This window comes from Gordonia hydrophobica NBRC 16057 (assembly GCF_001592365.1).
Lineage (GTDB): Bacteria > Actinomycetota > Actinomycetes > Mycobacteriales > Mycobacteriaceae > Gordonia > Gordonia hydrophobica.
In genome coordinates, this window is sequence record NZ_BCWU01000015.1 from 56,405 (window position 1) to 80,925 (window position 24,521).

At 65.5% G+C, this 24,521-nt stretch carries 21 protein-coding genes and 3 pseudogenes; 7 read left to right on the forward strand and 17 right to left on the reverse strand.

What is annotated here, in order from left to right; translation table 11 throughout:
* Positions 1–88 precede the first annotated feature (88 nt).
* Positions 89–1,360 carry a Zn-ribbon domain-containing OB-fold protein gene (locus GH2_RS19465; RefSeq protein ID WP_066172007.1) on the forward strand — a complete coding sequence of 424 codons (1,272 nt, stop codon included), beginning with the start codon at positions 89–91 and terminating at the stop codon, positions 1,358–1,360.
* The gene (locus tag GH2_RS19470; RefSeq protein ID WP_066172009.1) at positions 1,357–2,517 is read left to right on the forward strand and encodes a thiolase C-terminal domain-containing protein; all 1,161 of its coding nucleotides are present in this window, start codon (positions 1,357–1,359) and stop codon (positions 2,515–2,517) included. The genes GH2_RS19465 and GH2_RS19470 overlap by 4 nt, the downstream gene beginning before the upstream one ends.
* Before the next feature lie 174 nt (positions 2,518–2,691).
* On the opposite strand, the gene GH2_RS19475 is transcribed toward GH2_RS19470, so the two are convergent.
* Entirely contained in the window at positions 2,692–3,345 is a 654-nt protein-coding gene (locus tag GH2_RS19475; RefSeq protein WP_066172011.1) for a TetR/AcrR family transcriptional regulator, read from the reverse strand.
* A gap of 279 nt (positions 3,346–3,624) precedes the next feature.
* Here GH2_RS19475 and GH2_RS19480 point away from each other — a divergent pair, with 279 nt between their 5' ends.
* Positions 3,625–4,842 (forward strand): amidohydrolase family protein, encoded by a 1,218-nt coding sequence (locus GH2_RS19480; RefSeq protein ID WP_066172014.1) that lies wholly within the window; start codon positions 3,625–3,627, stop codon positions 4,840–4,842.
* 191 nt (positions 4,843–5,033) lie between these two features.
* Here GH2_RS19480 and GH2_RS19485 read toward each other — a convergent pair whose 3' ends face one another.
* From GH2_RS19485 to GH2_RS19520, 8 genes are all read right to left on the reverse strand, one after another.
* Complete coding sequence (locus tag GH2_RS19485) at positions 5,034–6,605, reverse strand: AMP-binding protein (RefSeq protein WP_307825502.1); 1,572 nt, start codon at positions 6,603–6,605, stop codon at positions 5,034–5,036.
* A 53-nt stretch (positions 6,606–6,658) separates the two neighbouring features.
* Entirely contained in the window at positions 6,659–7,342 is a 684-nt protein-coding gene (locus tag GH2_RS19490; protein ID WP_239589152.1) for a cysteine hydrolase family protein, read from the reverse strand.
* The gene (locus GH2_RS19495) at positions 7,290–8,237 is read right to left on the reverse strand and encodes a TIGR03619 family F420-dependent LLM class oxidoreductase (RefSeq protein WP_066172020.1); all 948 of its coding nucleotides are present in this window, start codon (positions 8,235–8,237) and stop codon (positions 7,290–7,292) included. Before GH2_RS19495 ends, GH2_RS19490 begins: the two co-directional genes overlap by 53 nt.
* A gap of 50 nt (positions 8,238–8,287) precedes the next feature.
* On the reverse strand, positions 8,288–9,067 hold the full coding sequence (locus GH2_RS19500) for an SDR family oxidoreductase (protein WP_066172022.1): 780 nt from the start codon (positions 9,065–9,067) through the stop codon (positions 8,288–8,290).
* 40 nt (positions 9,068–9,107) lie between these two features.
* Positions 9,108–10,256, reverse strand: coding sequence for an acyl-CoA dehydrogenase family protein (locus GH2_RS19505; protein WP_066172023.1), 1,149 nt, complete (start codon positions 10,254–10,256; stop codon positions 9,108–9,110).
* Positions 10,257–10,430: 174 nt separating this feature from the next.
* Complete coding sequence (locus GH2_RS19510) at positions 10,431–11,633, reverse strand: thiolase family protein (RefSeq protein ID WP_066172025.1); 1,203 nt, start codon at positions 11,631–11,633, stop codon at positions 10,431–10,433.
* Complete coding sequence (locus GH2_RS19515) at positions 11,630–12,061, reverse strand: Zn-ribbon domain-containing OB-fold protein (RefSeq protein WP_066172027.1); 432 nt, start codon at positions 12,059–12,061, stop codon at positions 11,630–11,632. Before GH2_RS19515 ends, GH2_RS19510 begins: the two co-directional genes overlap by 4 nt.
* The gene (locus GH2_RS19520) at positions 12,058–13,269 is read right to left on the reverse strand and encodes a CaiB/BaiF CoA transferase family protein (protein ID WP_066172029.1); all 1,212 of its coding nucleotides are present in this window, start codon (positions 13,267–13,269) and stop codon (positions 12,058–12,060) included. The genes GH2_RS19515 and GH2_RS19520 overlap by 4 nt, the downstream gene beginning before the upstream one ends.
* A gap of 288 nt (positions 13,270–13,557) precedes the next feature.
* Here GH2_RS19520 and GH2_RS19525 point away from each other — a divergent pair, with 288 nt between their 5' ends.
* Entirely contained in the window at positions 13,558–14,298 is a 741-nt protein-coding gene (locus tag GH2_RS19525) for a FadR/GntR family transcriptional regulator (protein ID WP_066172031.1), read from the forward strand.
* A gap of 259 nt (positions 14,299–14,557) precedes the next feature.
* On the opposite strand, the gene GH2_RS22065 is transcribed toward GH2_RS19525, so the two are convergent.
* Both GH2_RS22065 and GH2_RS22070 read right to left on the reverse strand, forming a co-directional pair.
* Positions 14,558–14,929 (reverse strand): IS110 family transposase, encoded by a 372-nt coding sequence (locus GH2_RS22065; protein WP_307825501.1) that lies wholly within the window; start codon positions 14,927–14,929, stop codon positions 14,558–14,560.
* Positions 14,926–15,195 (reverse strand): IS110 family transposase, encoded by a 270-nt coding sequence (locus GH2_RS22070; protein ID WP_239589153.1) that lies wholly within the window; start codon positions 15,193–15,195, stop codon positions 14,926–14,928. Before GH2_RS22070 ends, GH2_RS22065 begins: the two co-directional genes overlap by 4 nt.
* 76 nt (positions 15,196–15,271) lie before the next feature.
* Here GH2_RS22070 and GH2_RS21445 point away from each other — a divergent pair.
* Positions 15,272–15,987 (forward strand): annotated as a pseudogene (locus GH2_RS21445) (IS3 family transposase); the annotation flags it as partial.
* Positions 15,988–16,028: 41 nt separating this feature from the next.
* On the opposite strand, the gene GH2_RS19545 reads toward GH2_RS21445, so the two are convergent.
* Positions 16,029–17,375, reverse strand: coding sequence for an IS256 family transposase (locus tag GH2_RS19545; RefSeq protein WP_372434605.1), 1,347 nt, complete (start codon positions 17,373–17,375; stop codon positions 16,029–16,031).
* 342 nt (positions 17,376–17,717) lie between these two features.
* Between GH2_RS19545 and GH2_RS19550 the strand changes: the two are divergent.
* Positions 17,718–18,473: pseudogene (locus GH2_RS19550) on the forward strand (aldehyde dehydrogenase family protein); the annotation flags it as partial.
* Between the two features lie 188 nt (positions 18,474–18,661).
* Here GH2_RS19550 and GH2_RS21450 read toward each other — a convergent pair.
* Together GH2_RS21450 and GH2_RS22225 are read right to left on the reverse strand one after the other, a co-directional pair.
* The gene (locus GH2_RS21450; RefSeq protein ID WP_372434604.1) at positions 18,662–19,216 is read right to left on the reverse strand and encodes a TerD family protein; all 555 of its coding nucleotides are present in this window, start codon (positions 19,214–19,216) and stop codon (positions 18,662–18,664) included.
* 259 nt (positions 19,217–19,475) lie between these two features.
* A pseudogene (locus GH2_RS22225) lies at positions 19,476–20,057 on the reverse strand (SDR family NAD(P)-dependent oxidoreductase); the annotation flags it as partial.
* 72 nt (positions 20,058–20,129) lie between these two features.
* Between GH2_RS22225 and GH2_RS19565 the strand changes: the two are divergent.
* Complete coding sequence (locus GH2_RS19565) at positions 20,130–20,843, forward strand: TetR/AcrR family transcriptional regulator (protein WP_066172038.1); 714 nt, start codon at positions 20,130–20,132, stop codon at positions 20,841–20,843.
* A 182-nt stretch (positions 20,844–21,025) separates the two neighbouring features.
* Here the strand turns inward: GH2_RS19565 and GH2_RS19570 are convergent, their stop codons facing one another.
* Genes GH2_RS19570 through GH2_RS19580 form a run of 3 tightly spaced genes read right to left on the reverse strand, consistent with a single transcriptional unit; the run spans position 21,026 to position 24,482 of the window.
* Positions 21,026–22,360, reverse strand: coding sequence for an amidohydrolase family protein (locus GH2_RS19570; RefSeq protein ID WP_066172039.1), 1,335 nt, complete (start codon positions 22,358–22,360; stop codon positions 21,026–21,028).
* Positions 22,354–23,517: a CoA transferase gene (locus tag GH2_RS19575; RefSeq protein ID WP_066172041.1), complete on the reverse strand. Its 1,164-nt coding sequence runs from the start codon at positions 23,515–23,517 to the stop codon at positions 22,354–22,356. The genes GH2_RS19570 and GH2_RS19575 overlap by 7 nt, the downstream gene beginning before the upstream one ends.
* Positions 23,514–24,482 (reverse strand): enoyl-CoA hydratase/isomerase family protein, encoded by a 969-nt coding sequence (locus tag GH2_RS19580; RefSeq protein WP_084247645.1) that lies wholly within the window; start codon positions 24,480–24,482, stop codon positions 23,514–23,516. Before GH2_RS19580 ends, GH2_RS19575 begins: the two co-directional genes overlap by 4 nt.
* Positions 24,483–24,521: the final 39 nt, after the last annotated feature.

Consider the following 24,521-nt stretch of genomic DNA (forward strand, 5'->3'; position numbering starts at 1 on the left):
CTCTTCCTCCATCGACGCAACGTAATGCTATAAATGTATATCGTATTAGCGTAACGCCCAAGAAGAAGTCGAGGCGAGGAGCTGCTGAATGAGTGAGATTCGATCGATAGGTACCTACCTGCCACCCTGGGAAGTGGCCGGACGGCGGGTGGCAGGACCCGATGAAGATGCGCTGACCATGGCCGTAGCCGCTGGCCGCGTGGCCGATCCCGACGCGCGTGCCGCCCGGGTGGTCCTGGTCAGTCGGGATTTCCCTCTGCTCGAGGGCGGAAACGGCGCTGTCCTGCTGGCCGGTCTCGCGTTGCCGGCCGACACCCCCGTCGTCGAAGTGCTCGGTGGTGGCCCGGCGGTGCTCGACCAGATCGTCGGCGCCGAGCCCGGCACTCTGATCATCGGCGCCGACCTGAGCGCGACAGTCGGTGCGTCTGCACTGCTGACCGGAGATTCCGGCGTCGGCATCGACGGGATCGCTCGTCGCACCGGCAGCCTGCCGGTAACGGCGCGCGCCTCCGACGGCGTTCGTCATGTCTACGGTGACCCGAGGCTCGATCGCGAGGTCGGCCTCAAGACGGCCGTCGACCGGCTGGGACTCGACCCCGCGCTGCCGGTGGTGGCGATCGCCGGTGCGAAGCCCAAGGACCTCGGTGCACTGGCCGTGTCCGATGGTGCCGCGACCGATGCGGCGCAGTCTGCCTCTGGGGTGATCCGCGTGATCGCCGCGATTCTGGAGGTGAGTGCGCCCCTCGCCGGTGGGGTGGTCGCCGTGGAACAGGCGAGTGCTTCGGCGGCTGTTCTCGATCCCGGGAAGGGCTCCGCCGTAGTGGCGCGGTCGGAGGCTCTCATCGGCGAGTTGCCACGGACCCGCACTGCGGACGGGAACGGTATTCCGATCTCGCTAGCTGCCTATGCTCGTGCCTTCGAACCCAAACTCCGCTGGGAGGCGGCCGTGTTCGACGAGGCGCCCGGTATCGACAGCGCCCCGCTGTTCCCGCCGCGGGCGCGGGTCGGTGCCACTGGGAAACTCGCCGACGATTACCGGCTCGAGCCGCTGCCGCGTACCGGCACCGTGTACACCCACACCACGATCCGGATCCCGGTACCGGACCTGCCGAGCCCGTACACGCTGGCCGTGGTCGCACTCGATGACAGTCCGGTTCGCGTATTGCTCAAGGTCACCGCCGCGGTGGCCGGGACGGTGGAGGTGGGCCGGCCCGGGAAGGTCGTCATGCGCCGTGTCGCGGTCCGCGCCGGTGTCCCCGACTACGGTTACGCCTTCTGGCCCGACCTACCCGCCGAGACCGCCGCGTCGTCGGCTGATTCCGCAGCACAAACCGCCCCAGAGAAGGAGGTCGCACGATGAGGCCGGTGGCAATAGTCGGTGCGGGTATGACACCGTTCGCTGAGCACTTCGACCTCGGGATCAAGGACCTGATCCCGATGGCCTATGCCGACTGTGTCTCGCACATCGACAAAGGCATTGACAAGTCGGAGATCGAGGCCGCGTGGTTCGGTGAGCTTTCGACCACCGACGGCTTTCCGTCGGGAATTCTGGCAGACACCCTGGATCTTCTCGATATTCCGGTGACTCGTGTCGAGAATGCGTGTGCCACAGGAAATGACGCGATTCGCAACGCGGCAATCGCCATCGGTTCCGGCCTCTACGACGTCGTGCTCGTGGTCGGGGCGGACAAGGTACGCGAGACGGCGTCGGCCGCCACTTTCTGGGAGTGGGCGGCGATGACCCGGGATACGGCGTGGGACTACCCGCTCGGGCTGGTGGCGCCGGCGAACTTCGCGTTGCACGTCAACCGCTACCTCCACGAATCCCCAGCCACCAAAGAGCATCTCGCGAGGATCGCGGTGAAGAACCACTTCCACGCGCTTAAGAACCCGAAAGCGCAACTGCGCTACGAGATCACCGTCGAGCAGGCGCTCGCCGCGCCGATGGTGGTGGAGCCGTTCGGCCTCTACGACTGCACTCCGCAGAGCGACGGTGCCGCCGCAGTCATCTTGGCCTCGGAGGATGTAGTGGACCGGTACACCGACAAGCCGGTGTGGGTGCGCGGCGTCGGGCTTGGGATGGATCGGGTGATGCATCAGCACAAGCGCGACATGACCACTTTCCCGCCGACGGTCAAGGCTGCGGCGGCCGCCATGTCGATGGCTGGGGTGACACCTGGTGATATCGATGTCGCGGAGGTCCACGACTGTTTCACCGGTGTGGAACTGATCAGCTACGAGGACCTCGGTTTCGCCGATCGTTTCGAAGGCTACAAGCTCGTCGAGAGCGGCGAGAACTACGTCGGGGGGTCGATCCCGATCAATCCCAGTGGCGGGCTCAAGGCCAAGGGGCATCCGCCGGGGGCCACCGGTGTCGCGCAGTGCTACGAGCTGTTCAACCAGTTGCGTGGCGAGGCCGAGAACCAGGTGGACGGAGCGAGTATCGGACTGGCGCACAACATAGGCGGTCCCACCGCGGTATCGGCGGTGACGATCCTCTCCAACGAGCGCAGCTGAGTCTCGGCTGCAGCGCGCACAGGGGTTTCTCTGACGCGGCCCGGCCGAAAGGTCGGGCCGTGTCGCGATGCTGTGTACACCCAGGGATCCAGGCCGATCTGAGTTCGCGATGGCGACGGGAGGGCCCGTGCAATCGATGCTCTCGGATCGGGTGCCCTGCGTGGCCGCTCGACGTCACCCGTCGCTGGTGGTGCCGGCGTCCAGTAGATTCCAGATGAGCTGCGCGATGGTGTCCACGATGTCCTCGGGATTGATCGGCAGCGAGCGTACGTGAATCTGGGTCCAAGTGCGCTCGATCATCGACACCACGCTGAGACCGAGTGCCTCGGGGGCATGCGTGGGCTCAACCTGTCTGCTCCGCAGCGACACCCCGAGAAGGAAAGCGGTCCGCATCACGAGCCGTTGTGCGGTCGCCCGGAACTCCTCGTCGGTCGGGCCCGCCTCGGCCAATGCGTTCATGAACGCGCCGTGCTCGTCCATGAACCGCATGTAGTGGGTAACCCAGGTGCGGACGTCATCGAAGGACGCAGGTCTCGGCAGGGTGTCCCACTCGGAGACCACGGTCATGCAATCGCGGTACGCATCGCGGCCGAGGACCTCGATGACTTCCATCTTGTCCTTGAAGTAGGTGTAGAAGCCCGCTCGGGACACCCCACATGCGTCGGTGATGTTGTTGATGCGAGTGCCGGCGTAGCCGCGTTCCAGAAACAGCTTGCGAGTGCTGTCGAGGATCGCCTCGCGTGCGCGGAGCGCCCGTGGCCCCAAGTGCGCCAACGAGTCGTCGGTGGTTGTGGCCGATGGTGGGGGAAGCTGCGTATCTGATGTCAACGGTCTCTCCTTGGCGGTTGGCCGGCCTCTCGATGGATGCGGGATACGCCGGCCACGGCCGGACGTTCGCCCACTCTACTCGCTAACTTGACGTAAACGTCTAGCGGGAGGGTTTTGGCAATAATGCCGGACGAAGTGGGGTGCATGGAGGTTTCACGTCACCGAGGTAGGGGGCGTCGACGCGAAACTTGACAGTTGCGTCAAAGACGGGCTATCGTCGAAGACAGCAGCCACGCAGGTGCGAGCTGGTCCACATTCCCACCCACGATGGAGTGACCCATGACCGATGAGCAGTTCAAAGACGCGCCGATCTTCGACGCCGATCAGCACATGTACGAGACGCCGGAGGCGTTGACCAAATATCTCCCGGAGAAGTACAAGTCCGCGGTGAATTTCCTCAAGGTCGGCCACCAGACCCGGATCTCGATCCTGGGCAAGATCCGTGATTACATTCCGAACCCGACATTCGACAAGGTGGCCGCCCCCGGTGCCTGGGAGGCGTTCTTCGCCGCGGAGAATCACGAAGGCAAGACCCTCTCCCAGATGGCTCGGGAGCGGGTGATGGAGGCTACTCCGTCTTTCCGCGCGCCGGAGCCGCGCATCGTCGAACTCGACAAGCAGGGGGTGTCGGAGGCCCTGGTGTATCCGACGCTGGCCAATCTCGTCGAGCACTCGGCGAGTGAGGACCCGGAGCTGTGCAGTGCCATGATCCACGCTCTGAATCAGTGGATGCTCGAGACCTGGGGATTCACCCACGAGAACCGGTTGTTCATGACGCCGGTGATCAATCTGGGCCTGCTCGACGAAGCTCTCAAGGAGCTCGAGTACGTGCTCAACAACGGCGCGAAGGTCATCCTCATCAAGCCGGCCCCGGTGCGGAGTTGGAAGGGGTGGCGCAGCCCGGCACTTCCCGAGTTCGATCCGTTTTGGAAAGAGGTCGAGGCCGCGGGCCTTCCGGTCGTGCTGCACGCCAGCCAGCCGCCGCTGGACGACTACATCAACCAGTGGGAGCCGCCGAACAGTGACGTGTTCACCGAGATGAGCGCGTTCCGGTGGATCGCATTGGGGCACCGGGAGATCACCGACATGATCACCAGCCTCATCACGCACGGCACCTTCACCCGCTTCCCGAAACTGCGTGTGGCCAGTATCGAGAACGGCTCGGCCTGGCTGGACCCGCTGTTCCATGATTTCGACGACTTCTACAAGAAGATGCCGCAGGCGTTCCCCGAGCACCCGATCGATGTGTTCAAACGCAACATCTGGGTCAGCCCGTTCTGGGAGGGCTCGGTTGAGGACGTGGTCAACACGGTCGGCTGGGACCGGGTGATGTTCGGCTCGGACTTCCCGCATCCGGAGGGCCTGGTAGAGCCGAAGGGCTACTGGCGTTACGCCGAGGGCATGGACGAGAAGCGGACCTACGACTTCATGGGCGACAATGCCCGTCGCTTCCTGGGTCTGCCGGTCCGCAACCCCGCAGAGCTCGCCACCGTCTGAGCGCGGCGGGCTGCAGGCAGGCGCCAGGCAGTCCGTGTGCCGGTACTATCGCCGTCGACTCCGGTCCACCATCGAGGTGGGCCGGAGTCGGCGGCTTTTCAGTGAACGCGCAGGAGTCGCCCCGGTCTGCGGCAGGTCCCTCGCAGCACTGTGGCCGCCGGTGATCACCGGCGGCCACAGAAGAGATTCACTCACTCGGCTGGTCGCGAGAACTCCACCCGCAGTGCCTTCTTGTCGATCTTTCCGGTGGCCATCTTCGGCAACTCCGGGACGGGGAAGAACCGCTTCGGGATCTTGTACGCTGCGAGGCGATCTCGAAGGAAGCTCCGTAGCGCGTCCGGATCGAATTCCGTTCCCGCCTGCGAGACGATGATTCCGGTGACCGCCTCGCCCCACCGATCGTCCGGCGTTCCGATCACCGCGCATTCGGCGACATCGGGATGGTCGGAGATCGCATCCTCGACCTCGAGTGAGTACACGTTCTCGCCACCGGAGATGACCACGTCCTTCTTGCGGTCGACGATGTGCAGCAGTCCGTCGTCATCGAGGACGCCGACGTCGCCGGTGTGGCACCACCCGTCGCGCAGTGTGTCGGCGGTGGCCGCGGAGTTGTTCCAGTATCCGCGGAATGCGGTGGCGCTCCAGACGATGATCTCCCCGGACTCGCCGGTGGGGACTTCATGCCCGGCATCGTCGACGATGCGGACGCGGTTGCCCGGGAACGGCAGTCCGACTGAGGACAGCCGCCGTTCAGCGAGTGCACTGCCGTCCCGGTCGTGGAATTCGAAGGGCAACCCGGAGGTGATGACCTCGGTCTGGCCATACATGTTGGTGAAGCCGGCGTCGGGCATGGCGGCCATCGCGGCGGCCAGGTTGTCGGCGGTGATCGGTGCGGCGGAGTAGACCACCACCCGTATTCCGCGCAGTGCGGCCGGTGAGTCCCGCGCCGCCCGGACCAGTTCTTGCAGCATGGTGGGGGCCAGGTGCAGCGCAGTGATGCCGTGATCGACGACGGACTGCAGGGTCTCGGCGGTGTCGAACCCTCGGTGCAGGACCACCGTCGCCCCGCGTGCATGTGCTGCGAGCCCGATGGCCATCGCCCCGATGTGGAACATGGGCATCACCAACAGCTGCCGGTCCTGCGAACCCAATCGCATCTCGTTGGTGAGGATGAACGCGATCTCCCGCAGCCCGTCCTGGCCGACGATGCAGCCTTTGGGGCGGCCGGTGGTTCCGCTGGTGTAGATGAGACAAGCGATATCAGTGGCGCGTGCGCGTGACACCGGTTCTTCGCTGGTGCAGGTGACGAACTCGTCGAAGGTGGGGACGCCCTGCGGCGGTACGCCGGCACTCGGATCGAGGCACACGACCTCGATGTCGTCGGGCAGCCGATCGGCCACGGTGGTGAGCAGATCGGCATCGACGAACAGAACCCGCGGTGTCGAGTCGGCGAGAATGGACGTCACCTCGACCGGGCTGAGCCGGAAGTTGACGGTGGCGACCACGATGCCGCTGATCTGCCCCATCGCGAGGACTTCGCCGAACTCAATCGAGTTCCGGCCATAGACGGCGACCCGATCGGACCGGTGCACGCCACGCGATTCGAGTGCTGCGGCCAGCGAACGCGCACGGTCGTAGAGTTCGCGATGGGTCCGTACCCGTTCGCCGGCGATGTAGGCGGCTTGATCGGGAAAACGGGTCGCGTTGTCGACGACGATGTCGCCGACTGTCAGGGGCGCGGTAGTGATGATGAAGACCTCCAGATCGACGCTGTCAACGGGCGTCTGCTCGCGCCCGGGTTATCGCCGGACGGTTCTTACTGCCCGGCGGAGTCAGGCGTGGCAGACCATCCGTCGATGAGCTCATCGACGGAGCTCAGCTGCGCCAACATGGCGACTGAGTGTTTCAGGGCCAGCTCGGTGAATTCTTGGGGCGTGCCGCCCACCGCATCCCGAGGTACCACGACTCGCAGGCCGGACTGGCCGAGGTGAGCGGCGGTGAACGAGATCGCGATGTTCAGTGACACCCCGGTCAGCACCACGGAATCCACACCCAGGCTCTTGAGGACGGGGATGAGCTCTGTGTCCAGAGTGGGAAAGAGGCCATGGTGGCGGGGCACCACGAGATCACGTGGATCGCTCAGAGAAGGCAGTACAGCGACCTCGTCGTGTCCGGGGGACCAGTGTCGGGTCGCCGAGCTCAGCAGCCCCCAGATCCGTGCGGTGCCGACCTCGGTGGCGCCGGCCGGATGGCCCTCGAAGGTCGCGTGGACCACCGGGATACCCTGCGCGCGAGCCGTACCGAGCAGCCGTGCGAGGTTGTCGACCAGAGGGCCGACACCGTCGGCGAGGCCGGGTAGAACAGGGTCCGGACCCAATACGCCGTTCTGGCATTCGACGCAGAGAATGGCGGTCCGGGACCGGGGCACGTCGATGGATCTGCGGCTTTCAGCCGACATGGGGAGTCTCTTTCGTTCCAGCGCGCTGCGGCGCGATGACATTCTGTCCGTAAGCGAGCAGAGATTGCTCGGCGGCCTGCGGCGAGGAGGGGTCGAGGTGGACGATCAGCCAGGTGACCCCGGCGGCGGCCAATTCCTCGATCTGTTCCTGCCCGCGCCGGACGGCGGCGGGGTCGTCGGCGTCGATCAGGGGTGCCTCGACCTGAATATCGACGGATGACGGGTCTCGCCCGGCACGTTCGAGATCATCGGACAGCGCTCGAATCGCCCGGCTCAGTGCGGGCACATCCTCGATCGTGCTGGTGCGGATCGATGCCGACATCGAGGGCGGAGCGATGATCGGGCACCAGCCGTTTCCGTGTGCCACCACCCGCCGCCGCGCCGCGGCACTATTGCCGCCGATCCAGATGGGTGGGTAGGGCCGTTGTTCGGGCGGCTGCAACCACATCGGCCCGACCGCGGTGAAGTCAGGTCCCGAGACGGGCTCGGCCGGGGTCGTCCAGATCTTGACCAGGGCGTCGAGGTGGCTGTCAAGCAGCGCTGCCCGGTCCTCGAAAGGAACGCCGAGGGCCGAGAACTCGGACCGGAGGTAACCCGCCCCGACGCCGGCGATCAGCCGTCCGCCGGACAGGATGTCGATGGTGGTGAGAGCCTTGGCCGCCAGATATGGAGTGTGGAACGGCAGCACGTACAGGAGGGACTGAAGCCGGATCCGGCTGGTCGCGGCGCTCAGAAACCCGAGGGCTACCGCGAGGTCGAGGGTGTCGTGTCCACCGCTGGCACGCCACTTGGCCGAGGGCGCCGGGTGCTCGCTCAGCGCGATCCCATCGAAGCCGGAGCTTTCGGCGAGACCGCCCAGGGACGCGAGCACGGCCGGGTCAAGGAAACCCTCGGCGGCGTTCTCCTCCTCGGAGGGATACGTCATGGTGAACTTCATCGGGTGACTCCTCTCACCGGCCGTGTCGTGTCTCTTCGCATTTTGTCGGTCTACTTGGGCATGAACCGCTGGGCACCGTCGAGACGGAGGACCTCACCGTTGACGTAGCCGTTCTCGAGGAAGAAGGTCGCAGCATCGGCGAACTCCTCCGGGGTGCCCAGGCGCTTGGGGAAGGGTACGTTCGCAGCGAACTTGGCGATCGCCTCTTCGCCGACCGACTCCATGATCGGGGTGCGCATGGTGCCGGGCGCGATGGTGTTGACGCGGATGCCCGCAGAGCTCAGGTCGCGTGCGGCGGCCAGGGTCAGTCCGATGACCCCGGCCTTGGCTGCGGCGTAGGCCGACTGGCCGATCTGCCCCTCATAGCCGGCGATGGAGGCGGTCAACACAAGGGCGCCGCGCTCACCGGTTTCGAGGGGATCGGCTGCCGCGATATTGGCCGCCACCAGACGGGTGATGTTGTAGGTGCCGGTCAGGTAGAGCGAGATGGTCTTTTCGAATCCCCCGAGATCCGCCGGGGAGCCGTCACGGCCGACGATGCGCTGCGCCACTCCGAATCCACCGTGTGCGACAACGCCGTAGCGCAGGCGCCCCAGCTCATTGGCTGCGGTGATGGCGCCGTTGATGCTGTTCTCGTCGGTCACGTCCGTGGAGACGAAGGTGGCCCGCTCGCCGAGTTCGTCGGCGAGCGCCTTGCCCTTCTCCTCGGCCAGGTCGGCGATGACCACGCCGAGGCCTTCGCTGTGAAGTCGACGGACCGCGGCCTCGCCGAGGCCGCCGGCGCCGCCGCTGACGATGGCCGACGCTCCCTGAAACTTGGTGACTGTCATTTGGTGCTCCTTGGTGTTTCGTTACTTGTGAATGGCGGGCTCAGAAGCCCATGTCGCGCCCCACGAGGTCAAGCATGATCTCACTGGTGCCGCCGTAGATGCGCTGAACGCGCGCGTCGCGCCATAGCCGGGCGATCTCATATTCGTTGATGTAGCCGTATCCGCCGTGCAGCTGCAGGCAGCGATCCAGGATTCGCCACTGGGTCTCGGTGCACCACCATTTGGCGCCTGCGGCTTCTTGTGCGGTGAGCGTGCCGTTGACGACCCCCATCGTGGCCTGGTCGAGATACTGCTGCATGACCTCCCGCTCGACAGACATCGCTGCCAACGCGTGCCGGTTGACCTGGAAGTTTCCAATGGGTGAACCGAAGGCTTTCCGGTCGTGAGCGTAGGCCTGGGTGAGAGTGAGCGCCCGTCCCGCCTGAGCGCAGGCGATGATCGCGATGCCCAGGCGTTCGGCCGGCAGGTTGCGCATCAGATGATAGAAGCCACGGTTCTCCTCTCCCATCAGGTTCTCCACCGGCACTCGGACATCGGTGAAGCTGAGTTCCAGAGTGTCGCCGGACCGCTGCCCGATTTTATCGAGCTTCCGGCCCTTGACGAACCCGGGGGTATCGGCCTCGACGACGATCAGGCTCAGCCCCTTGTGTGGGGCTGCGGCATCCGGATCGGTGCGGCACACGACGACGAACAGGTCGGCGAGCAGCCCGTTGCTGATGAAGGTCTTGGCGCCGTTGATGACGAAGTGGTCTCCGTCGCGCCGAGCGCTGGTGGCGACGTGAGCGACATCGGATCCGGCGCCGGGTTCGGAGATCGCGATCGCAGTCACGATGTCACCGGAGATGAATCCGGGCAGCCACCGCTTCTTCTGGTCTTCGGTGGTCAGGTCCCGGAAGTATCCGGACAGGATGTCGTTCTGGACGCCGAAGCCGATTCCGGTAGTGCCTGTGCCGTACATCTCTTCGTTCAGCACGGCGTTGAAGCGGAAGTCGATGGTGCCCGTGCCGCCGTACTTCTCGGGCATCTCCCAGCCGAGGAGTCCGAGCTCCCCGGCGACCTTCCATAGGGCTTTGTCACTATGCCCCTGCTTCTCCCACTCGTCGACATGGGGCACACAGTAGGTCTCGAAGAAGGACCGCGCTGTTTGGCGGAACTGCTCGTGCTCGGGCTCGAAGATGGTCCGTTTCATGCTCTTCTCTCGGGTCGCATCTCAGACTAATAGAGATATTTATATAAAGGTATAGGGACAGAGCCGACCCCGACGACTTGGGGCCGTTCTGGCTGCTGGGTCAGGCGCTGCTGCCGTCCTGACCTGTACCCGGCCGGATGAGTCGTTCGGGGTCGGCGGTGTCGAGTTGAGCGATTAGCGAGAGCGGGACAGAAGCAATGCGCCCGCGAGGTCGCCACCACCCGCGGCGACAACCGCGACCTCTGGGTCGCCGGCCACCTGACGCTCTGCTCCGCGCCCCCACAGCTGCGTGCACGCCTCGTGGAGGTGGCCGAAGCCATGCAGGCGACCCGCCGAGAGCTGTCCGCCCCCGGTGTTGAGTGGCAGCCGGCCGTCGCGGGAGATTCTCCCGGGTTCGGCGACGAACGGGCCACCTTCCCCGCGCTGACAGAATCCGAGTGCTTCCAGCCAGATGATGGTGAGAATCGTGAACCCGTCGTAGATCTGGGCGATGTCCACGTCGTCCTGGCGGAGATCGGTCTGCTGCCACAGTTGCCGTCCCGCATCGACCGCGCACATGGTGGTCCCGTCGTCGGACTGATCCCAGTACGGACGGCTCGACAGTGCGGTGCCCATCGACTCGATAGTGATCGGAGCGTTCTTACCCGTGGCCGCGTCCGATCGCGAGACGATCACCGCGGTGCTGCCGTCGACCGGGATGTCGCAGTCGAGCAGGCACAGCGGCTCGGAGATCATCCGCGCATTCAGATAGTCGTCGAGGTCGATGGCTTCGCGCAGCACCGCTTTAGGGTTGAGTGCGGCATTGGCCCGCTGGTTGACCGAGAGCGCGCCGAGTTGGCTGCGGGTGGTGCCGTGGACGTACATGTGGCGCGCGGCGAGCAGTGCGGCCCAATGTGTCGCACTGACTGCCCCGTGCGGTGCGAGGTACTGCAGCATGCCCGAGACCGGGGCACCCGCGGCAGCGACGGTCGATGCCTTACCCACGCCGCTCGACTGCTGCATCGCGACGATGCCCTGGGCGGTGGTCTCCCAGACTGTGCGATAGCACAGGACATGGTTGGCCAGACCTATCGACACCGCCATCGCGGCGTTGACAATCGCACCGAGTTGTCCGGAGGTCTCGAACCCGCCCGAGAACCAGGCGAGGTCGAGGCCGAGTGCGTCCTTCAGCTCAAAGGCACCAACTCCGGAGAATCCGGGTGACGGGCTGAACTCGCCCGGCCATGTGGCGATTCCGTCGATGTCGGCTGGAGTCAGTCCCGCGTCGGCGATGGCGTCGAGCCCCGCCTCGGTGGTCAGGTCCAGCGGTGAGCGGCCGAGGCGCCGTCCCACCGCAGATTGGCCGACGCCGGTGATGGACGCTGAGATGCCCTTCACTGCGGGTCCTCCTCTCCGGTGGGTGCGACAACGGGTATCCACATGTCGTTGCGCTCCTCGAATTCGATCGTCACCGGCATACCGATGTGCAGCCGGGTCAAGTCGTCGGCGACGACGCGGGCCGTCATCCGCAGATCCGGATCCTCGTCGAGGGTGACCACCGCGATGGCATACGGGTCGCTCACCCCCGGCAGGAACTGCTGACGACTGATGGTGTAGCTGAATATCCGGCCACGCCCTTGCACCGGCTCGTACGAGACCGCTTGGCTGCGACATCGCCGGCATATCGGCTTGGGCGGGTAGATCCACAACTGGCAGTCGTCGCAGCGGGTGATCCTGAGCTGGCCGTCGCTGCCGGACTTCCAGAACTCGAGCGAATCGATGCTGATTGCGGGAACTGGAAGGGCCGCGACCTGGTCGCGATTCACAGGATCGCCGAGCTCACCTTGAGATTGATGAGTTCTTCCTCGGTGTAACCGATGTCGGTGAGGATCGCATCGGTGTGCTCACCGTGGCCGGGGGCGCGGGTGACCTCGACCGGCACCTCGTCGAACTGAACCGGGCTCGCGGCGAGCGCGAACTCGTTGCCGTTGGCGTCGGTGGTCCGCGGCAGATAGCCGTTGGCCTGCACCTGGGCGTCGGAGTGCAATTCGTGGGCGGTTCGCAAGACATCCCAGACACCGTCGAAGCCCTCGAAGGCCTTCTCCCAATGGGCGAGATCCTCGGACTCGAATGTACTGCGCAGTTCGACAGTGCAAGCAGCGCGATTCTGGAACCGCGCCCCGGCGTTGGCGTATCGCTCATCGTCGATCAGGTCGGTCCGGCCGATACGGGTGCAGAAGTCCGCCCAGAATCGGTCGGACTGCAAGAGGACGAATGCCAGGAATCGACCGTCCCGGGTGCGATACATGTTTGCGACCGGGTTGGGCATCTCAGCCAGGTCGTACTTGGGGATGTCGCCGCCGATCACTCCGGCGCCGACGACGTCGGGACCGAGCTGCCAGATCGCGCTGTTGAGGAGCGAGACATCCACCACCGAGGTCTCCCCGGTCCGCTCCCGCTTGAACAGTGCGCCGACGACGCCCGATGCGATGGCGAATCCGGCATACACGTCACCGAAAGCGGGCCGTTGCACCGGAGGGTAGCCGCCGTCGAACGATACCAAGGCGTCAGCGATGCCTCCGCGAGACCAATAGGCGGCCAGGTCGTAGCCGCCACGCTCGGACTGCTCGCCCTTGGTTCCGTACCCATGGCCACGGGCGTAGATGATGCGCGGATTCCGGGCACGCACGGCGTCGACATCGACCCCCATGCGGCGGCGCGAGTCCGGCAAGAGGTTGGTGATGAAGACGTCGGCCGTCTCGATGAGCCGCATCAGCACCTCGAGGCCCTCCGGGCTGCTCGTGTCGATGCCGACGCTGCGCTTTCCCCGATTGGGTTGTTCGATGAAGTGATTGACGGAGTCTCCACCGGCCACGATGCCGGAGTTGATCAGGCCTCGCTGCGGATCTCCGGTCTCCGGGTGCTCGACCTTGATCACATCGGCGCCCCAGTCGGCCAAGACGGCACCGGCGGCGGGCACAAAGGTCCAAGCGGCGAGTTCGACGACACGGATTCCGGCAAGGATGTCGGACATAGTTCTTCCCTTCTGCGGGCCCCGGCGACGTCGCCGGGGCTCAAACGACCAACTTGCTCGAGTGTAGATAGATGTTTAACGAATTGCAGCAAAAACTTGAGCCCGGGTCACCGATTTGTCGGGTCATCGGCCGAGCGGTGTGGTCCGGCTTGATCGGGGTGACTCACGTCGCGGCCACAGAGTGCCGTGGTTCCCCACGCCACTCGGTAAAGTGCAAACAGTTAACGATCTTCCGACCTGTGTCGCACGCCCCCGGGCTTCAGGGGGATCTGAGTGAAGGGACTGACCATGAAGGTGACTAACTTGCGCGAGCCTAAGATGGCGGACCGCGTGGCAGCGGAGCTGCGGCGCCAGTTCATCCGTGGCGAGATCCCCGAGGGGACCATGCTCCCGCCGGAATCGGAGTTGATGGCGCAGTTCGGGGTGTCACGGCCTACGCTGCGCGAGGCGTTCCGGGTGCTCGAGTCGGAGTCGCTGATCGAGATACGGCGCGGGGTGCACGGCGGTGCGCGGGTGTCGCGGCCCGATCGTGAGACGCTCGCGCGTTATGCGGGACTGATTCTGGAGTACGAGGGCGTCAGCCTCAAGGATGTCTATGAGGCACGTGCCGCCCTCGAGACTCCGATGGTCGCCGACCTCGCCAGACGGCGGCCGAAGAAGGCCATCGCCGAACTCGAGGAGATCGTTGCGCGGGAGGCGCAAGCGGCGCAGGGGCGAGATGCGATCGACATCAGTACGGACTTTCACGCCGCGATCGCACGTCTTACCGGGAACGTGTCCATGCAGATGATGAGCGAGATGCTCCATCACATCATCGAGAAGGCCAACCGGACCATGCAGCCTACCGCGGGCGTGCCGGCTGCGAGCGCCTTGCGCCGCGCCAGCAAGACCCACACTATGGTGCTCGATCTCATCAAGAAGGGCGATGTCGACGGGGCTTCGGCTCTGTGGAACAAGCACCTTCGTAAAGCCGAGGAGTACGTACTTTCCGGTAACGAGGCCTCGACCGTGCTGGACCTCCTGGCATGAGAATCCCTATGTCAAGCCGCCTCGTTTTGAGGGAGGAATTGTTGGAGTGCGCGGTGCTTGGCGGGATCGTAGGGAAGGTTGTCTTGCCAGCAGTGCTGGGTGATGTGCAGCCATGCTCGGGCGAGGATACGGACCGCGTGGCGGTGATCGGGGCCTGGGCGGGCGCGTGGGTGCCGGTGGCTCCGGGGCAGCATCGACGAGGTGCTGGTGCAGGACGGCGGGGTCGGTCCTGCCGGAGTAGCCCTGGTTGATGAGCCAGTCACCGAGTCGTTTCGGGGTCAGCCAGTCGATCTTGTCCTGGGTGTCGAAGCGGGTCAGGAATGCCAGGCTGATCGTGGAGTCGATGTCTTTGAACAGTCCGACGGCTGCTGGCAGCACGTTGCGCAGGTGCGCCCGAAGTCGATTGGCAACGGCCACACGGTGATTGATCAGGTCTTTGCGGGCGCGGCAGGCACGTCGCAGGGCGATAGTGGCATCGGTGTCGGGAATCAGTGCCCCGCAACCGGACCCGATCGGTGCGCAGCGTGTCGGCGAGCACAAAGGCGTCGAAACGATCGTCCTTGTTGCCGGCCGAGCCGTAGCGGCCACGCAGGTTCTTGACCTGGTTCAGGGAGATCACGATCACCGTCACCCCGCGGAAAGCATGGTGTCGACGACGGGTCCGTCGGGACGTTCGATCGCGATCTCGTGGACGCGGTGACGAGACAAGAATGTGCGCAGTTCGCGCAGTCCGGACGCGGTGTGTTCGACCATAGTCCGGGCGAGTTTGCGACCTCGGTCGTCGACCACGCTGACGGCGTGGTCGTCGCGGGCCCAGTCCAGACCGGCGGTCACTGCGTTCGGCGGCTCGTCGGGCAGGGCGGTGTCGGTGGTGGGGTTAATCGTGGCTGACTTCACGGCAGCCTTCTCGCTGCTGGACTGAATCGCACTGGGTTGGTTGGAGTCTCCATCGTTTGGAAACGAGGATGTACTCATGCCGAAGGACACCAACCCGGACAAGCCGACCACCCGTCGCTATAGCTCTGAAGAAAAGGCCTCCGCGGTGCGGATGGTCAGGACCCTACGGGCCGAGCTGGGCACCGATCACGGCACGGTGAAGCGAGTGGCGACCCAGCTCGGGTACGGCACCGAGTCTGTGCGCTCGTGGGTGCGTCAGGCCGATATCGACCAGGGCCACGTTGCGGGGGTCAGCACGAGCGAGTCGGCGAGGATGAAGGCCCTCGAGCAGGAGAACCGCGAGCTCAAGCGGGCAAACGAGATATTGAAGCGAGCTGCGAGTTTCTTCGGGGCGGAGCTCGACCGCCAGCACAAGAAGTAGCCGCGTTCATTGACGCCAACTGCGATGATGTCGTCGCGGGTCGGCGTTTGGGGGTCGAGCGCATCTGCGCAGTTCTGCAGGTGGCCCCGAGCAGCTACTACGAGGTCAAGAAGCGGAAACCGTCGGCACGGTCGAAGCGTGATGAGGTGATGGGTCCAGTCGTCTACGCGTTGTGGGAGGACAACTTCCGCGTCTACGGGGCACGAAAGATCTGGAAGGCGGCCCGGCGTGCTGGCCATGACATCGGCCGGGACCAGGTCGCCCGGCTGATGCGCGCCGCCGGGATCGAGGGTGTCCGGCGCAGCAAGCGGGTGCGCACCACCAAACCCGACCCCGGGATGCCGCGCCACCCCGACTTGGTGCGTCGTGAGAGCCTGTCAAGTTTTCTGTGTAAGTCGGTCTGGTGTTCGTGTTAGAGGTGACGGTCGATTCGTTCGGGATAGACCATTGATAACTGTTCGAGAGTGCGTTTCCAGTTCGTGGTGACCGCACCCTCGACGAGGCGTCCGGAGGCTCGTCGATCGGCGGCCTTCTTCCCGCGTTCCCTGGCGCGTTCGCGGGCGCGTTTGTCCTCGATGTTGCAGATGGCCAGCCACAACAGTTTCACTGCCGCGGCGTCGTTGGGGAACTGCCCGCGGTTCTTGGTGACTTTGCGCAGCTGGAAGTTCAACGACTCGATCGCGTTGGTCGTGTAGATGACCTTCCGTAACTCGGGAGGGAACGTCAGGAACGGGATGAACCGGTCCCACGCTGCCCGGAACGACTTCACTGCCGATGGATACTTCCGCCCCATGTCGGAGTCTTCGAACGCGTCTAATGCATCGGCGGCGGCCTGCTCGGTCGAGGCCTGATAGATCGGCTTCAACAGGCGCACGACGGCTTTGCGGTCGGTGTAGGAGACGAACCGCATCGACGCCCGGATCAGATGCACAACACACGTTTGGACCGTCGCTTGCGGCCACGTGGCCTCCACGGCCTCAGCGAACCCGGTCAGCCCGTCACAGCACACGATGAGCACGTCCGCGACTCCGCGGTTGCGGAGCTCGGCGCAGACCCCGGCCCAGAACTTGGCGCCCTCATGCTCCTGGATCCAGATGCCCAGGACGTGTTTGACCCCGTCCATGTCGACGCCGACGGCAATGTGCGCGGCCTTGTTGATCACATGCCCGCCGTCACGGATCTTGACCACGATCGCGTCCAGGTAGATGACCGGGTACAGGGCGTCGAGGTCGCGGGTCTGCCACGTGATCACTTCGTCGGAGACCTCGTCGGTGATCTTCGAAATCGTCTCGTGCGACAGGTCGGTGCCGATCGTCGAGATCAGGTGATGCTGGATGTCTCGGATCGTCATCCCACCCGCATACAGGGACACGATCATCCCGTCGAGCCCGTCGAGGCGGCGCTGCCCCTTACGCACGAGCATCGGCGTGAAGGTGCCGTCCCGATCACGCGGGACGCTGATCTCCACATCGCCGACCTCGGTCGCCAGCGTCTTCGCGCTGTAGCCGTTGCGTGAGTTCGGAAACGACGAGGCGTCGGCGTCACCAGTCTCGTAGCCGACGTGCTCGGTCAGCTCGACGTTGAGCCCTCGCTCGAGGGTGGCCTTCAACAAGGCGTTGAGGAGGCCGTCTTCGCCGGCGATCGGCTGGCCGGCGTCGACCTGGGCGAACACGCCGTCCAACGCTCCGGAAGCGACGAGCTGATCGACGGTCGCTGCTTGACGGCGTCGGCGTTCTTCACGCGAAACAGGTTGATCCACAACCACATTCTCTTCGATGGTCACGAGGTGAGTTCCTTTCAGGAGTGAACATCACCGCTTACACACACCACCTGACACGCCCTTCGCTCACTGATCGGCGCTCGCAACCACACCTGGCATTGGCGCTCAGCCCTATCGACGGTCTGCACGCGCCGGGCAACCACCGAGCCCTGCAGATCTCATGCTGGACATCAATCGCGTCAAGCGAGCGGGGCAGTGACTCGGTGGCACCTCGGGTGCATCAACGCTCCATCTAGAAACGCTGACAATCGAAAGGTAGCCCAGTGAGCGCACCCACGGACATCGACGTCACGGCCTCGTCACCGGACTCGGGACCGCCGCCAGAAGGCGTCACGCGGCCTGGCCACACTGACCACCGCGCAGAAGGACGTCATCCTGTTGGCTGCGGCCGATGCGATCGACGCCGCGGCCGAGACCATCCTGGCGGCCAACGCCGAAGATGTCAGCCGCGCCGAGGAGGCAGGCACCGAAGCGTCCCTCGTCGACCGGCTCCGACTGACCGCCGAGCGCATCGAGGGCATCACCGGCGGCCTGCGCCAGGTCGCGGCGCTGCCCGATCCGATCGGGCAGATCGTGTCCGGCAAGACACTGCCGAACGGTCTGGATCTGCGGCAGGTCCGCGTCCCGCTGGGTGTTGTCGGCTTCGTCTACGAGGCACGTCCCAATGTGGCCGTCGACGGTTTCGGGATCTCGTTCAAGTCGGGCAACGCCGTTCTGCTGCGCGGTTCGTCGTCGGCGGTGATGTCGAACGAAGCCCTCGTCGAGGTGCTTCGGGAGACGCTCACCGCCCACGGAGTCAACGCCGACGCCGTCGCACTCCTGCCGAGTGCGAGCCGGGACAGCGTCACCGCGCTCATCCAGGCGCGCGGCCTCGTCGACACAGCGACCGCGACCGACGTCCTCGGCCCGCTGAAGTCCGCACTGCAATCGCAGGGTGTCGTGATCCACGGCGACGAAGACGGCATGGAGCCCGCGACCGAGGACGACTGGCACCGCGAATACCTGTCGCTCGACATCGCGATGAAGGTCGTCGACGGGCTTGACGAGGCCATCGACCACATCGACACCTACGGCACCCGTAGCTCGCGTGAGAGATTCGCCTGATTCTGGCAGGTCCACGCCGTGCAGACCACGATTTACGCGACGCCGGTGTGAGTCGGCGAGAGCGGAACTGGTTGCCGGACTCTCACCTGCCACGAAGAATTCACCCGTTCGGATGAATGGAAGTCGTGGAATCGACCTCCGAACTGGCTGTCGACCTCCGATCAGGCGAGATACTGCGATACGAACGGGATGGCCTTGTTCGCCGTCTTCCCGTTGAAGCCTTCGCCGATCGCACGCATCTTCCACGTGCCCGCCTCCCGGTGGACGACGGCCATCGTCACGCCGGTGAACGGCATGCCGCCGGCCAAGGTGTAGCGGGCGAGCTCGGCGTTGGTGCTCTGATCGATCAGGCGGCAGTACGCGTTCTGCACCTCGGCGAACGTCTGGCCGCGGTACGACGTGACCACGAAGACGAGATTGTCCACGTGCGGCGGGATCGCCGCGAGGTTCACCGAGATCACCTCGTCGTCGCCGTCGCCCTCACCGGTCAGGTTGTCGCCGGAGTGGATGATCGACCGATCCTTCGATTTGAGATGACCGAAGTAGACGGTCTCCACGCACTGACCCTGCGAGAACATCAGGACCGACGCGTCCAGGTCGATCTCGCTGCTGCCGCCTCCGCCGAAGAAGCCGCGCTTGGGTCGGGGCACCGGATCCCAGCCGAGTCCCATCCAGATCTGGGTGAGATCGACGCCGCCCTCCTTCCGCAGAGACACCTTCTGGCCCTTGACCAGCGAGACGGGGCGGTCCTTCGAGAGGCTGACCTCGGGAGCCGCGGTGGGTTGGGCAGGGGGCTGCTGCTGACCGTATTGGGGCTGGCCGTACTGCGGTTGACCATATTGGGGTTGCCATGCGGTACATCATCTCGGCGGTGATCGCGGGGTCGGAGCGCACGAGGTTGAGCGATGCGAACAATGCCGCTGATTCCGCGTAGTCGGCGGGGATGTTCTCGGCCCGATCGACCTTGGTGAAGATCTTCGTCTCGTGGCTGCCCGGATGCAGTGCCTTGACCTGGACGCCGAACTCGGCGAGCTCGGCGTGCAGCCCCTCGGTGAGCGACGCGACCGCGGCCTTCGACGCCTGGTAGACGGACGTGTACGGGTAGCCGCCGTCGGCGCTGATCGAGCTGACATTGACGATGACGCCGGACCGCTGTGTCCGGAACATCGGGATGAACGCCTTGTTCAGCGCCATCAGCCCGAAGACGTTGGTCTGGAACTGGCGGTGCGCCTGCTCCATGGTGGTCGCCTCCAGTGGCCCGGACTGGAAGTAGCCCGCGTTGTTGATGATCGCGTCGATCCTCCCGAACTGTGCGTGGGCGAGATCACCGAAGGCAAGGTCTGCGGCCTCGTCATCGACGTCTAGCAAAAGCGTCGTCACGCCGTCGATGTCCGCGTGGATGTCGAGGTGGGTGCTTTTGCGGACTGTCGCGACGACGTTCCAGCCTGCTCGGGCGAATCGGCGCACTGCGATGCGGCCGAAGCCGCTGGAGGTGCCGGTGATGACGATGGTCTGCGACGTCATGGGAGTTGATCCCTTCTCAGTGGGTGGAGCCATGGACAGACCCCTCGATCTTAGTACAACATCGTTGCGTTAATTTTGCAACGATGTTGCACTAAACTTGATGGCATGACGGGAACTCCACAGTTCGAGCGGGCGCGCTCGAACGAGGCCAAACAGCTCCGCGAGGGCGCGATCCTGGAATCGGCTCGCACGCAAGCACTGGAACGCGGCGTTCGCGCGGTCACCCTCACAGACATCGCCGCCGGGGTCGGCATGCACAAGTCGACGATGCTGCGGTACTTCGAAACCCGCGAGGAGATATTCCTGCGTCTGGCTGCAACCGAGTGGGCACAGTGGGCCACAGAAGTTACCGCCGTGCTGAGCGAGTCGGATTCACCAGGCCACCCGGATTCGGCGGGTCCCGGAGGGTCAGTGTGGTCGGTTGCCTCGGACCCTCATCAGCGCGTGGCGGCCCTGCTCGCATCGAGTCTGGTCGCGCGACCGCTGTTCTGCGACTTGCTCGCCCACGTACCGCTCAACCTCGAGCGGGGAGTGTCGATGATTGCGGTCAAGGAGTTCAAGCTCGCCGCCATCGGCGCCGCGGGCGCGGTCGCCGCCACGCTACGCGAAGTGTGCGCCCTAGACGTCGACCAGTCGAGGGACCTGGTTGCGACCGCAACCGCGATGGCCGGTGCCCTGTGGCAGATGGCCGCCCCCGGCACCGAACTACGCGAACTGTACAAGAGAGATCCCGACCTGGGGCACGCCGTCGTCGACGCCGAGCCCCGGCTCACACGAATCCTGACCACTCTCCTGGACGGGTATGCACAGCGACTGTGAGGGAACGCTACGGGCGCACGGCTACCGAATCAGCTTCTAGAGGTCGGCCCCGGCGAGGTCCACTTCCGCGGCACCGAGTCGATCGGCCACAACAAGTTCTGGGTTTGCTCGTCCGGCCCGAATCTCGAATAGCTGGCGGTTGTGGAACGCTCGATACATTCCTTGGGCGACCTATCGCATTGTCAGAACGAGAAATGCTGTCCCCCGATGACTACGCCTACCACAGTCTCCGCGGACAGTGCTTCGAGCAACTCCTCCGGTGCGGCACGGGCCAGACACAAATCGGCGACCGCCCCGATTTCCACTCGGCGAACCTGCGCGGGTGCGTCCGGCCGACCGAGGAACAGCCCGAGCGCTGCGCGCGGGGACAGGCGTTCGTTTTCGCCGATCGTCGCCCCCGACGGAGCACGACGTGCGCAGGCCGCGCGCATCGCGGCCCACGAGTCGTGGTGGCCGAACGGCGCGTCGGTACTGCCCGCGAGTGGTACTCCCGCCTCGATGAGGGACGCCAGTCGCCATAGGCCGGGGAGTTCGTCGGCGGGGACGTCTGCGAGATACTGATCGCCACGTTCGGAAACGAAGTTCGGCTGGGTGACCACGGTGATGCCTAGGTCGCCGAGAGTCGCGAGCAGATCGTCTGGGACGACCGCTGCGTGCTCAATCCTGTCGCCGGGCAACGTCCCGACCTCGCGTAGCGCCGTGATGGTGACCACCAGCTGCAGAACAGTGACGCAGTGCACTGCGACCGGTCGTGCCTGGCGCCGCTGGGCAGTCAGCCAGTCGGTGAACTCCGCGCAGTCGACGTCATCGTCGATGATGCGCTTGGTCGGTCCGTGGGTCAGGCGAGGATGTCGGGACTCACCGGGAGCACGCAGCACGTGGAGGCGCTGGGGGAGGGCGCCGTCTGTGAGAGCGCGCCGCAGATCGACGAGGTCTGCGTCAGTGAGATCGGGGGTGGCCTCGGTGACTCCGGTGATGCCGAGAGCGGCCAGATCGTGGCCGAGCACGGTTAGGTCAGTGTCGACAGAGGTATGTGCTGCGAGTACGTGGTCGTCCCGGTACACGCGGCCGGTTGGATGGTCGGCGAGGCCGAGTAGTCGCAACCCGGGGGTGTTGACGAACCACATTGCGCCGGTCCGGTGCTGGATCCTCACTGGCCGGACGGGATCGAGCGCGTCGAGTAGGTGCCGGTCAAGGTCGCCGGCGATGCTCTCGTGGTAGCCGACGGCGCGGATCCAGCCGACAGCGTCGGGTGAGGCAACAGCGAGCGACTCGGCGAGTCCGACGCGGCCGCGAACGGTCGCCGGATCGAGGCGGACCGACAGGGCCGCGGCGGCCATCGCCCGTAGATGCACGTGGTGATCGTGCAGTCCGGGTAGGATAGTGCCACCGAGCACGTCGATCTCTTCCTCACCGCGAGTGGGGGCAAGGCTCGGCGCAACCTCGACGATGCGATCCCCGATGATCCGCACATCAGCTCGCCGGCCGTTGAGGAGCGATCCGCCGACGATCAGCACGGCGTCGCCGATCGGTCGTGGACAAGCTGCTCGACGAATGCTGCGTCGGGCGGCGGCGTGATCGGGATCGCGGGCTGGGCTGGCGGTACGTTCGCATACGAGGGCGGATCGGGGGTGATCGGCAGTGCCGCGTACGTGGCGGCCACTTCGGCCATCGCCACGTCGATGACCTCGCCGCCGCCGCGTCGCAGGGACTCGATCACTTGGTGGGCGGCAGTGATACCGGTCAGCGGGTCGGCGATTGCGTCGCCGCAGAACACCGGTCCGTGCGCACCGGCACCAACAAGACCTCCGGCGACCGCCGCGTCGTCGCCGAATGCGACGCGGTCGGGGTGATCAGGCCCGTACCCGGTGATTCGCACCCATACGCGGCCGGTGCGCGGTGCACGGGAGGCGGCGTCGAGCCCGGTCTGGGCGAGCGCGCGCGGCCGGGACGCCTCGATCACGACGTCGGCGGCATCTAGGAGGCGAGCCACCGCTGCGGTGTCGTCATGCAGATCCGCCCGACATACGTGTTTGCCGCCGTTCATCCAGGTGAAGAAGCTGGAGTCGCCGAGCCGGGTGCCATCCGGTCGGCGCGGGCTCTCCACCTTGACGACGCTTGCACCGAGTTCGCGCAGGATCATCCCGCACAGCGGTCCGGCCCACATAGAAGACAGGTCGACGACAAGCAGATCTGCGTCGATGTGGCGATCGTCGCCCGCCCAATACCTGGTGACGCGCGGCTCGGCGGGTGGTACGGCACCGAGGGCGGAGGCTGGGATGCCGAGGAGTTGAGCGCGGTCGGCGAACTCGGAGGCCGAGGTGCGTGCAGCAAAATCCGCGAGCGCTCGCCACGGGTCGGTTGGCATTGCATTCGATTCGACGACCGCGGCCACTGAGTCGACATCCTGTGGGCGGGAGAGTGTTGCGGCAACCCAGCCGTCGGTGGCGGATAGCAGTCGCGTCGCCCCGCCGGCCGACGTGGCGCCGCGCCGTCGGAGTCCGGTGAGCGCGGCGCGGCCGGCGAGCAGGGCGGCCGCGTCCTGGCGCATGGGTGCGGCGATCGCTCTAGCGTGTTCGAGGACGGCGGCGCGAGAGACGTCGCCGGGGCCGTCGGGGTCTCCGGTTAACCAGGCCAGACCGGTGTCGGCCCAGCTGCCCGCGTGGTCGGTCATCGGCCGATGATGTCGTCGATCAGGCCCCAGTCGAGGGCAGTCGCTGCGTCGATCTGTCGACCGGAAACGGCGAGGTACGCGGTGCGCCATCGTCCAATGCGGCGCGGGATACTGACGGTTCCGCCGGCACCGGGGATCAGTCCGAGGCGCAACTCAGGCAGGCCGAAGACGGTGTCAGGTCGGGCGGTGAGGCGACCGCAGTAGGCAGCCATCTCGATGCCGCTGCCGAGCACGGCACCGTGCACGCGAGCGTGCATCCGCGGGCCGAGTCGGCCCACGACGGCGTCGAGCAAGAGCGCGGGACTGTGCCGGGTACGGGCTAGGTGCGAGTGCGCGGGGTCCGTGAACAGGCCGAATTCGCGCAGGTCGCCGCCACTGCAGAAGGATCGGCCGTTGCCGGTGAGGACGACGTCGGTGATCGCCGGGTCGGCGATGACGATGGTGAGTGCGTCGATGAGTTCGGCGCGCAGCGCGTTGCTAAAAGCATTGTGTCGGTCGGGGCGGTTGAAGGTGATCGTGAGGGTGTTGTCGGTGCGGTCGATCAGGACGGCGTCGTCCTGTTCGTGGCGGACGCGGGGTTTCTGAGCTGCGAGCCAGCGGGCGAACTCAGGGCCCGCCTGGAGGGTGGAGTAGGCGAGGGACTCGGCGGTCAGGCCCCGCCGGGTGCCGACGTCTGGGCTGTTGACCCGCAGAACGTCATCGCAGATCGCAGTCGCGATCGGATTCGCGGTGACGGTGGCTCGGATGTCGGAGATGGCGGCGTCGATCGATTCGACGGGAACTAGTCGTGGATCCCTTGTACGCGCCTCGGTGAGGGTGAACATCACCTGGTCGGCCAGGGCGTCGGCGGCGGTGCCCGGTTCCGGAGGTCCGGTGCAGACCGCGATCAGTGGGGTCTCAAACTTCTCGAAGGGTTGCTGGGGGCTGTCGCAGCGATCGGCGTCGACGACGATCAGCTGGGGCATAACGTCGGCGATCACGCTGTGACCGTACGCATTCGTCCG

Coding starts and splice junctions, on each gene's coding strand:
- GH2_RS19500 (WP_066172022.1), bottom strand. CDS start 9,067: ATGACAGTCACCAAGTTTCAGGGAGCGTCGGCCATCGTCAGCGGCGGC.
- GH2_RS19490 (WP_239589152.1), bottom strand. CDS start 7,342: ATGTCATCGCGCCGCAGCGCGCTGGAACGAAAGAGACTCCCCATGTCG.
- GH2_RS19580 (WP_084247645.1), bottom strand. CDS start 24,482: ATGCCCCAGCTGATCGTCGTCGACGCCGATCGCTGCGACAGCCCCCAG.
- GH2_RS19465 (WP_066172007.1), top strand. CDS start 89: ATGAGTGAGATTCGATCGATAGGTACCTACCTGCCACCCTGGGAAGTG.
- GH2_RS19575 (WP_066172041.1), bottom strand. CDS start 23,517: ATGACCGACCACGCGGGCAGCTGGGCCGACACCGGTCTGGCCTGGTTA.
- GH2_RS19505 (WP_066172023.1), bottom strand. CDS start 10,256: ATGAAACGGACCATCTTCGAGCCCGAGCACGAGCAGTTCCGCCAAACA.
- GH2_RS19520 (WP_066172029.1), bottom strand. CDS start 13,269: ATGTCCGACATCCTTGCCGGAATCCGTGTCGTCGAACTCGCCGCTTGG.
- GH2_RS19525 (WP_066172031.1), top strand. CDS start 13,558: ATGAAGGTGACTAACTTGCGCGAGCCTAAGATGGCGGACCGCGTGGCA.
- GH2_RS19480 (WP_066172014.1), top strand. CDS start 3,625: ATGACCGATGAGCAGTTCAAAGACGCGCCGATCTTCGACGCCGATCAG.
- GH2_RS19470 (WP_066172009.1), top strand. CDS start 1,357: ATGAGGCCGGTGGCAATAGTCGGTGCGGGTATGACACCGTTCGCTGAG.
- GH2_RS19565 (WP_066172038.1), top strand. CDS start 20,130: ATGACGGGAACTCCACAGTTCGAGCGGGCGCGCTCGAACGAGGCCAAA.
- GH2_RS19495 (WP_066172020.1), bottom strand. CDS start 8,237: ATGAAGTTCACCATGACGTATCCCTCCGAGGAGGAGAACGCCGCCGAG.